Below are 9,393 nucleotides of genomic sequence, written 5' to 3'. Positions count from 1 at the left end.
GACCCCGAGAAGAAGTCGTGGTTCTCGTCAGCGTTCGGTGACAGCGCCGACAGGATCGCCGGGTTCACGTCGGTGACCGTCTTCGGGAACATCGGCTCGTAGCCGAGGTTCATCAGCGCCTTGTTGGCGTTGTAGTGCAGGAACTTCTTGACGTCCTCGGTGAGCCCGACGGTGTCGTAGAGGTCCTGCGTGTACTGCACCTCGTTGTCGTAGAGCTCGAAGAGCAGGTTGAAGGTGTAGTCCTTGAGCTCCTGTCGGCGCTCCTCGGTCTCCTTCTCGAGACCCTTCTGGAACTTGTACCCAATGTAGTACCCGTGCACGGCCTCGTCGCGGATGATGAGACGGATCATGTCTGCCGTGTTGGTGAGCTTGGCGCGACTGGACCAGTACATCGGCAGGTAGAAGCCGGAGTAGAACAGGAACGACTCGAGCAACGTCGAGGCGATCTTGCGCTTCATGGGATCGTCACCGGTGTAGTACCCCATGATGATCGATGCCTTCTTCTGAAGGTTTTCGTTCTCGACCGACCAGCGGAACGCCTCGTCGATCTCGGGGGTCGCCGCGAGCGTCGAGAAGATCGAGGAGTAGCTCTTGGCGTGGACCGACTCCATGAACGCGATGTTGGTGTAGACCGCTTCCTCGTGGGGGGTGATGGCATCCGGAATCAACGAGACCGCGCCGACCGTCCCCTGGAGCGTGTCGAGCAGGGTGAGGCCGGTGAACACCCGCATCGTCAGCTGTTGTTCGTCGAGCGTGAGCGTGTTCCACGACTGGATGTCGTTCGACAGCGGCACCTTTTCGGGCAGCCAGAAGTTGTTGACGAGGCGGTTCCACACCTCGACGTCCTTCTCGTCCTCGATCTTGTTCCAGTTGATCGCCTGGACGTGGTCGACCAACTTGAGCTTGTCAATCATGTGAGTAGTTCCTTAGTAGTACGTTGATCGAGCTTGTCGAGATCCGAGGTCAAAGACCGGCTACAACATGCAGCTGACGCAGCCGTCAACCTCGGTGCCTTCGAGCGCGAGCTGACGCAGACGGATGTAGTAGATCGTCTTGATGCCTTTGCGCCATGCGTAGATCTGCGCCTTGTTGATGTCACGCGTCGTGGCGGTGTCCTTGAAGAACAGCGTCAGCGACAGCCCCTGGTCGACGTGCTGGGTCGCGGCAGCGTAGGTGTCGATGATCTTCTCGGCACCGATCTCATACGCGTCCTGGTAGTAGTCCAGGTTGTCGTTCGTCATGAACGGCGCCGGGTAGTAGACGCGGCCGAGCTTGCCTTCCTTGCGGATCTCGATCTTCGACGCGATCGGGTGGATCGACGAGGTCGAGTTGTTGATGTACGAGATCGACCCGGTCGGCGGCACGGCCTGCAGGTTCTGGTTGTAGATCCCGTGTTCCATGACGGATGCCTTCAGCGCGGCCCAGTCGGCCTGCGTCGGGATCTCGACGGCTGAGGTGGCGAACAGCTCGGCGACGCGGGCGGTCGCCGGCTGCCACACCTGATCGGTGTACTTGTCGAAGAACGCACCGGACGCGTAGGTGGACCTCTCGAACCCGTCGAACTTGATGCCACGCTCGATGGCGATCCGGTTGGATGCCCGCAGCGCGTGGAACAGCACCGTGTAGAAGTAGATGTTCGTGAAGTCGATGCCCTCTTCAGAGCCGTAGTAGATGCGCTCACGGGCGAGGTACCCGTGCAGGTTCATCTGACCGAGGCCGATGGCGTGCGACTTGTCGTTGCCGTCCTCGATGGATCGGACGGATGCGATGTGGCTCTGGTCTGAGACGGAGCTGAGACCGCGGATGGCGGTTTCGACGGTGCGGCCGAAGTTCGGCGAATCCATCGACAGGGCGATGTTCATCGAGCCGAGGTTGCAGGAGATGTCCTTGCCGATGACGTCGTAGGAGAGGTCGGCGTTGTAGGTGGTCGGGGTGTTGACCTGGAGGATCTCCGAGCAGAGGTTCGACATGTTGATACGACCCTCGATCGGGTTCGCCTTGTTCACGGTGTCCTCGAACATGATGTACGGGTAGCCCGACTCGAACTGGATCTCGGCGAGCGTCTGGAAGAAGTCGCGAGCCTTGATCTTGGTCTTCTTGATCCTCGCGTCGTCGACCATCTCGTGGTACTTCTCGGTCACCGAAATGTCACCGAACGGAACGCCGTAGACCTTCTCGACGTCGTACGGCGAGAACAGGTACATGTCCTCGCCCTTCTTGGCTAGTTCGAAGGTGATGTCTGGAACGACGACGCCGAGGGACAGCGTCTTGATCCGGATCTTCTCGTCGGCGTTCTCGCGCTTGGTGTCGAGGAACCGCATGATGTCCGGGTGGTGCGCCTGCAGGTAGACGGCACCTGCGCCCTGGCGGGCTCCCAGCTGGTTGGCGTAGCTGAAGGAGTCTTCGAGAAGCTTCATCACGGGAATGATTCCGCTGGATTGGTTCTCGATCTGCTTGATCGGAGCGCCGGCCTCACGGATGTTCGACAGAAGCAGGGCCACCCCGCCGCCGCGCTTGGAGAGCTGGAGCGAGGAGTTGATGCCGCGGGAGATCGACTCCATGTTGTCTTCGATGCGCAACAGGAAGCAGGAGACGAGTTCGCCGCGCTGCGCCTTGGCGGAGTTGAGGAACGTCGGCGTCGCAGGCTGGAAGCGGCCGGCGATGATCTCCTCGACGAGGGCCGTCGCGAGCTCCTCGTCGCCCTGGGCGAGTCCGAGGGCGGTCATGACGACACGGTCCTCGAAACGCTCGAGGTAACGCTTGCCGTCGAAAGTCTTCAGCGTGTACGAGGTGTAGTACTTGAACGCTCCGAGGAAGGTCTGGAAGCGGAACTTCTTGGAGTAGGCCAGGTCGTTGAGCGTGGTGATGAACTCGAACGAGTAGGCGTCGATGACGGCCTTCTCGTAGTACTCCTTCTCGACCAGGTAGTCGAGCCGCTCACGGAGCGAGTGAAAGAACACCGTGTTCTGGTTGACGTGCTGCAGGAAGAACTCCCGCGCAGCCTCCTGATCCTTCTCGAACTGGATTTCACCGTTCGGCCCGTACAGGTTGAGCATCGCGTTGAGCGAGTGATAGTCCATACCGGTGTCCATGGGGACCTCGGTCACTACTGTTCCAGCCAAAATGATTCCAATCCTTCGTGGACGACGCGAACGTCGTCTGGTGTTCCGAATACTTCAAAGCGATACAGGTTCGGCACCTTGCATTTGGCGGAGATGATATCTCCGGCCAGACCGTATGCCGAACCAAAGTTCGTGTTGCCTGCGGCGATCACGCCGCGGAGGAGCGTGCGGTTCTTCTCGTCGTTGAGAAACCGGATCACCTGTTTGGGTACAGCGCCGTGCCCGTCTCCCCCTCCATAGGTGGGGGTGACGAGTACGAATGGTTCTTCCACCGTGAGGGCCGGATCTTTCGCGTGCAGTGGGATCCTGGCCGCCGGCACGTCGAGCTTGTCGATGAAACGGCGGGTGTTACCCGAAACGCTGGAGAAGTAAACCAGCTTCGTCATGTACTCACGACCTCAGTCCATACGGTGATTGAGCCTGTCGAAATCCAACGGTTCAACGGTGATTGAGCCTGTCGAAATTCAACGGTTCAACGGTGGTCGAGCAACGTCGAGATCACGCCAAACGGCTAGCCAACTCGTTGATCTTGTCAGGCCGGAAACCCGACCAGTGGTCCTCGTCGGTGATGACGACAGGAGCCTGAAGGTACCCGAGCGCTTTGACGGCTTCGAGGGCGTTTTCGTCAGCCGAAAGGTCGAGGATCTCGTACTCGAGGCCCTTGTTGTCGAGTGCGCGATACGTCGCGGTGCACTGAACGCACGAAGGCTTGGTGTAGACCGTGATTGTCATCGAACTGGGGCCCTTCTTCTTTTCTTCCACATGTTGCTGAGCGGCACTGGCTTGCCGGTTGTCCAATACTACATATAGTTGGTCGCTTTGAGGAGCACCCCAACCAGTAGTAGTTACACGCCTGTTGTTATCAACAACCGATTCCACCGTTTTGTTCCGTTTTCCACCGTTTGTCCACCGCTTTATCCACAGCGAGAGCGCGCCGGTAAAGCGCGGAATGAAGCAGATTCCGCGGCCTTCCCGGCGGTTCTCCACAGTTCCCACGGTACGCGGCACCACCGACATTTAATTTCTTGCGACGGAGGCTGGACGGCGTGTCGCAGGCGCAGCGGCACCCGTCGATGGGGAGTTCCCTGGCATCCCTAGAATTGAGCCCATGAGCGGATACTCGAGCCTGTTGAGAACGTCAGGCGTCGCTCGAATCATCGCCGCTCAGTTGATCGCCCGCTTCCCGTTCGGGATGCTGTCGCTCGCGTTCCTGCTCCATGTCGAGCAGGTCACCGGCTCCTACGGTGCAGCAGGCCTCGTCCTCGCTGCCGCGAGCGTCGGGCAAGCGGCGGCAGGACCCCTGACCAGCCGCTGGATGGGCGTCTGGGGAATGCGACGCGTCCTCGTCCTGACCCTCGTCGTGTGCGCTGTGACCGTCACCGCCATCGCACTCATCGAATTGTCGGTGCCCGGCTACATGGTTCTGGCTCTCATCTCGGGGCTCGCCACTCCCCCGATCCAGCCGGCCGTGCGCACCATCTACCCGAAGATGGTGAACTCGAAGCAGCTCACCCCGTTGTTCTCCCTCGACGCGTCCGCCCAGGAGATCATCTGGGTGCTCGGACCGGTCATCACCACGTTCATCTCCACCCAGGTCGGCACCGACTGGGGGATCCTTACGGCCGCCGTGATCATGGTGTTCGGTGGCGTCTGGTTCATCTCCTCCCCGGAGGTGAGCCGGGTCCGGATCCCGCGGAGCAGGCGCAGGATCGGGGTAGTGCTGAAGCGACCGCCCGTGCTCCTTGCGACGGTCGTGGGGTTCCTGCTCATCGGTGCGTGTGCTGCCCTCGAAGCAGGTGTCGTCGCGACCTTCGGCCACGAGGGCCTGGACGCGGGCATCGTGCTCGGCATATTCTCCCTGGGCAGCCTGGCCGGGGGACTCACCTTCGGCCACATCCCGATTGGACCGTGGGCGTTGGCGCGGCGTATGTTCATCGTCTTCGTCGGCATTGCCGTTTCGACGTTCTTCTCCAGCGCCCTTCTTCTTTCGATCACGCTGTTCGTTGCCGGGATCGGCATCGCTCCCGCCCTTGCCGTGCTCTTCGCCATCGTTTCGGCGAGTGTGAAGTTCAGCGACACGGCAGAGGCTTACGGCTGGGTCGGCACCGGCCAGCTCATCGGTGCTGCGCTGGGCTCAGCGGCGGCGGGGCTTCTGATCGACCAGAACGGCGCGGTCGGCGCGTTCTGGGCGGCTGCGGCGTTCGCTCTGCTGGGGTTCCTCGTGCCGCTCCTCGGCAAACGCTGGCACCCGGATCTCCGGGGCCGCGACGCCAGTCCCATTCCTGACACAGAACCGGTTCAGGTTCATTCCGTATGACGAAACGGACCTGAATCCGGATCTGGCTGGACTCTAACCGGCGACGAGTGCCGACTCGCGCATTGAACGTAACGCGGGAGCCAGAGCGCCAAGCTCGTCGAGCAGGGCGTCGAGCCGGACGGCCTGTTCTCCTTCGGGCAGGAAGAATCCGTCCTCGACCTGCGAGGAGGCCTGGTGGATGTCGACGTGGCCGCTGGCCACGACGAGCTCAAGTTCTGAGAGCACGGGTCTCAGCGCGGCAGACCCGAATGCGCCGCCGCCCCTGCCGCCGTAGCTGACCAGACCCACCGGCTTCCGACTCCACTCGTGGAAGAGGAAGTCCAGGGCGTTCTTAAGCGCTGGCGAGAAGCTGGAGTTGATCTCAGGGGAAACGAAAAGGAAGGCATCGGCCTGTTCGACCCGAGCGCTCCACGCCGAGGTGTGCCTGCGCGTGTACTGCTGCGCTTTTGGCAGCCGGTGTTCGTCAACCATCGGGAGGTTCAGCTCGGCGAGGTCGACGAAGTCGATCTCGAAGCCGCCGCGGTTGGTGATGTGCTCATGCACCCACAACGCGACGGAAAGTCCGATGCGGCCGGGTCGGACACTGCCGATGACGACCATGAGCTTGATCGGGGGTTCGGGTACCCGGTCGGCGATACGTATGGACATAGGGATTCTCTCCAGCAAAGGCGAATACTGGGGGCAGCAGTCCTCGCGGGAATTTCGGGACGGTATAGCGGCATTTGGGGTGGGGCAACCCTGGATACGTGCCCTCAAGCATCCTCCGCTGCCGAGCACCCGCAAGCCCCCACAATGGGAGGATGTCACATATCGTCATGTCGGGTAGTCCCCCGAAATCGTCACGGTTCCGTGAGCAGCGGCCCTGTCTCTCGCTGGTGGACGCGCATAAGTGAGGTCACGACGCCCTCATCGGGCAGCGACGCGCCCGCCGACAGGGGTGTGCGATACCAGAGCCCGGCGTTCAGAGCCCGGGGTTCAGGGCCCGGGGTTCAGTGCCCGGTCGAGGGCGGAGAAGGTGTTGAGCGCCAGGTTGTCAGAACAGCCACGATTTCTCGGTCGAGGGTTCGCGCAACGGATCCGCCCACCTCGTGCTCCTGGTTCCCTCCGAAGTCCTCGACGATACGACCCCTGACCTCAAGCACCACACCCGGCGAGGTGGCGGGTGCCGCTCCCGGTGACTTCTGGGGCGGTGTGGTGGTCGGATTCCAGTCCATGACCGCCTTCTTCGGCGGTTTGCTGGTCGTCTTCGGTGTTCTGCTGCCGTGGCTTCTTCCGCTCGGCCTGCTCGCGATCCTGGTCGTCTGGCTGGTGCGGCGAAAGCGCTCTCCCGGCGCACCTCTCGGGCCGACCGGGCTCCCCAGCAGGGCGTGCCGCCGCGCCCGCCACTCCCCCAGGACGCGATGCCGACAGCGGATCGCACGACGACGCACGAGGGAACCCCGACTGACCGCAACCCCCGTCTGACCTCCCCGGGCGCCGACATACGATGGGCGGATGACGATTCTGATCGACAGCCCGGCGGATGCCGAACGACGCGTCGCCCTGACCCGGATGAAGCGGACCGCGACCGCGCTGCTCGGATTGATGGCCGTCATCTTTTGCGTCTCGTTCGCTCTCCAGGACGAGATCCCGTGGCTTGCCTGGGTGAGGGCCGCGAGCGAGGGCGGCATGGTCGGGGCGATCGCCGACTGGTTCGCCGTTACCGCTCTGTTCCGGCATCCGCTTGGCCTCAAGATTCCGCACACGGCGATCATCCCCAGACGGAAAGACGAGATCGGCGCGACGCTCGGAGAGTTCGTCGAACAGAACTTCCTCTCTGCCGCTGTCGTGCGGCAGAAGCTCGAGTCGATTGGCCTCGGCCGCACCGTCGGTGCCTGGCTGGCACGGCCTGAGAACGCCGCCAGGGTCGCTGACGACGCCGCAGCAGCCGGGAGGGGCATGCTCGAACTGCTCGACGACGAGAACGTCCAGGATGTGGTCGAACAGATCACCAGGACCCACCTCATCGAGCCCGGCTGGAGTGAACACGTCGGCGCCTGGGGCGAACGCCTCATCGCCGACGGCGGACACCACAGTGCTGTGAACCTGCTGCTCGACGGACTGGATGAATGGATGACGGCGAATCCGGAGATGTTCTTCAAGCTGGTCTCCGCCCGCCTGCCCACCTGGGTGCCGTCCTTCGTCGACAGGCTCGTCGACGAGCGGATCTACCGCGAGACCGTCGACTTCGTGCGTCGCGCGCGGTCGAACCCCCGGCATCCGGCCCGCGTCGCCATGGACACCTACCTCTCGGAGCTTGCCCGCAAGCTTCAGGAAGACCCAGAGACCATCGAGGCGCTCGAGCGCGCCAAGTCCGAGGTCTTCGACAGTCCTCGCGTGCGTGATCTCGCGGGTCGCGCCTGGCACACGACACGAGAGGCGCTCATCGTTTCGCTGGAGAACCCTTCGAGCGGTCTCCGTCAGCAGCTCGCTGCGACCCTCGTCGACGTCGGTGAGCGCCTCGGACGCGACGTCCGTCTTGCCGGCAAGGTCGACGACTGGGTGACGGATGCAGCGGTGTCGCTGGTCGGCAACCACCGGCACGAGATCGCGAGCGTCATCACCGAAACGATCGAAAACTGGGACCCTGAGGAAACGAGCGACAAGATCGAGCTGCAGGTCGGCAAGGACCTCCAGTTCATCCGCATCAACGGCACGGTCGTCGGCGCGCTGGCCGGGCTCGGCATCTTCACGGTGGCATCCGCCCTGTTCGGCGGCTGAGCCGTTTTTGCTCAACAGCGCGGGAGGCGCCGTTGACCACCGGCACCCGCCGGTGCCACGATGAGGCATGGCAGCTCCGAAGACACAGCAGAACGACGAGGATCCGCATGCGCTCATCGACGCGATCGAGGACGCACGCGAACGCGAGGACGCTGCCCGCCTGCTCTGCCTGATGGGCGATGCGACCGGCGAGCCCCCGAGACGGTGGGGGCCGACGATGATCGGCTTCGGCAGTTTCCATTACCGCTACGCCAGCGGGCGTGAGGGAGACTCGATGAAGGTCGGGTTCGCGCCGAGGAAGACCGCGCTGACCCTCTACGGTCTGCAGGGCGACGCCCGCAGCGAGGAGCTCCTCTCCGTTCTCGGCAAACACACCCTTGGCAAAGGATGTGCCTACATCGAACGACTCGACGACGTCGACATCGAAGTGCTGCGGAACCTCGTGAGGCACCCCCGTGCCGAGGCCGAGGGTTCACTCGACTCCCCCTCCTGACATGGCCGACGCCGACAGGGAGGAACAGGAGTTCCCGGGCGAGCCGGTCTGCTGGCTCAACCGGGTGTGCGAGGTTTGCGGGGCGCTTGTGGACACGTCGCTGGAGTCGTGCTGGCGCTGTGACACACCGCTTGCCGTCGATGAGATCTCGGCGTACTGGTGCGGCTGAGCGCCGGCAGCGGCGACAAGGGCGGGCGCCCGTACGCTGCCGCTGACGTTGCTGCTCAGGGCACGCGGTTGCCGCTGGCGTCCACGAACTCGAGGTGCGGCATCCGCCTGGCGATGATCTGCAGGGCGGCGTAACCGTCCGGCGTCGTCTGCGGCCAGGTCCACCGCACCACCTGCGGCGCCGATGGCAATGCCGCTTCGAACAGGTCGACCTCGACCCCGGTTCGGAGGTGTTTGGGCGGCACCACGATGTTCACCACCCGCCCCTGCTCGTGCAGGGTCAAGAATTGGAGCCGTGACCCGGTCTGGTCATCGCGCACGATGAACTCCCGGGTCTCCGGGTCGTCAGGCGGAATCTCTGTCGTGTCGAACCGCGCGGAGGCCGCCGGCGAGAAGGCGCCTTTGATCCGACGACCGAACAGGGCAATCACGACGACGAGCATCGCGACGATGGCGATGCCCCAGATCCATTCGAACATCGAGCTCCTTCTGATTTCGTTCTCCCAGCCTAGCGAGAGCACCACTGGACGAAT

General features: G+C 63.0%; 11 protein-coding genes. 4 read left to right on the top strand and 7 right to left on the bottom strand.

The features are described from left to right. The 4 genes from nrdF to nrdH all read right to left on the bottom strand — a co-directional run. Positions 1 to 914: class 1b ribonucleoside-diphosphate reductase subunit beta (nrdF, locus tag JWP90_RS09535; protein ID WP_297363053.1), on the bottom strand; the 914-nt coding region annotated here is incomplete at its 3' end. A gap of 60 nt (positions 915 to 974) precedes the next feature. Continuing rightward, a complete protein-coding gene (nrdE, locus tag JWP90_RS09530) occupies positions 975 to 3,092 on the bottom strand; it encodes a class 1b ribonucleoside-diphosphate reductase subunit alpha (RefSeq protein WP_297363065.1) in 2,118 nt (705 codons plus the stop codon). 14 nt (positions 3,093 to 3,106) lie between these two features. Next, positions 3,107 to 3,508 carry a class Ib ribonucleoside-diphosphate reductase assembly flavoprotein NrdI gene (nrdI, locus tag JWP90_RS09525; protein WP_297363050.1) on the bottom strand — a complete coding sequence of 134 codons (402 nt, stop codon included), beginning with the start codon at positions 3,506 to 3,508 and terminating at the stop codon, positions 3,107 to 3,109. Between the two features lie 112 nt (positions 3,509 to 3,620). Further along, the gene (gene nrdH, locus JWP90_RS09520) at positions 3,621 to 3,854 is read right to left on the bottom strand and encodes a glutaredoxin-like protein NrdH (protein ID WP_090713099.1); all 234 of its coding nucleotides are present in this window, start codon (positions 3,852 to 3,854) and stop codon (positions 3,621 to 3,623) included. Positions 3,855 to 4,230: 376 nt separating this feature from the next. Here nrdH and JWP90_RS09515 point away from each other — a divergent pair, with 376 nt between their 5' ends. Then, on the top strand, positions 4,231 to 5,439 hold the full coding sequence (locus JWP90_RS09515; RefSeq protein ID WP_297363045.1) for an MFS transporter: 1,209 nt from the start codon (positions 4,231 to 4,233) through the stop codon (positions 5,437 to 5,439). Positions 5,440 to 5,472: 33 nt separating this feature from the next. Here the strand turns inward: JWP90_RS09515 and JWP90_RS09510 are convergent, their stop codons facing one another. Then, entirely contained in the window at positions 5,473 to 6,087 is a 615-nt protein-coding gene (locus tag JWP90_RS09510) for an NADPH-dependent FMN reductase (protein WP_297363042.1), read from the bottom strand. A 341-nt stretch (positions 6,088 to 6,428) separates the two neighbouring features. Further along, positions 6,429 to 6,653 (bottom strand): hypothetical protein, encoded by a 225-nt coding sequence (locus JWP90_RS09505; protein WP_297363039.1) that lies wholly within the window; start codon positions 6,651 to 6,653, stop codon positions 6,429 to 6,431. Positions 6,654 to 6,933: 280 nt separating this feature from the next. Between JWP90_RS09505 and JWP90_RS09500 the strand changes: the two genes are divergently transcribed. The 3 genes from JWP90_RS09500 (at position 6,934) to JWP90_RS09490 (ending at position 8,861) form a co-directional block, all read left to right on the top strand. Further along, a complete protein-coding gene (locus JWP90_RS09500; RefSeq protein ID WP_297363034.1) occupies positions 6,934 to 8,199 on the top strand; it encodes a DUF445 domain-containing protein in 1,266 nt (421 codons plus the stop codon). A 67-nt stretch (positions 8,200 to 8,266) separates the two neighbouring features. Continuing rightward, on the top strand, positions 8,267 to 8,692 hold the full coding sequence (locus tag JWP90_RS09495) for a DUF1801 domain-containing protein (protein WP_297363031.1): 426 nt from the start codon (positions 8,267 to 8,269) through the stop codon (positions 8,690 to 8,692). Between the two features lies 1 nt (position 8,693). After that, the gene (locus tag JWP90_RS09490; RefSeq protein ID WP_297363028.1) at positions 8,694 to 8,861 is read left to right on the top strand and encodes a hypothetical protein; all 168 of its coding nucleotides are present in this window, start codon (positions 8,694 to 8,696) and stop codon (positions 8,859 to 8,861) included. 55 nt (positions 8,862 to 8,916) lie between these two features. Here JWP90_RS09490 and JWP90_RS09485 read toward each other — a convergent pair whose 3' ends face one another. Further along, positions 8,917 to 9,339, bottom strand: a complete 423-nt coding sequence (locus tag JWP90_RS09485) for a hypothetical protein (protein WP_297363025.1) — start codon at positions 9,337 to 9,339, stop codon at positions 8,917 to 8,919. Between the last annotated feature and the right edge of the window lie 54 nt (positions 9,340 to 9,393).

This window comes from Mycetocola sp., assembly GCF_025464835.1.
Lineage (GTDB): Bacteria > Actinomycetota > Actinomycetes > Actinomycetales > Microbacteriaceae > Mycetocola_A.
Note: the sequence above shows the minus strand (reverse complement) of the source record. Positions and strands in the feature narration are given on the sequence as shown.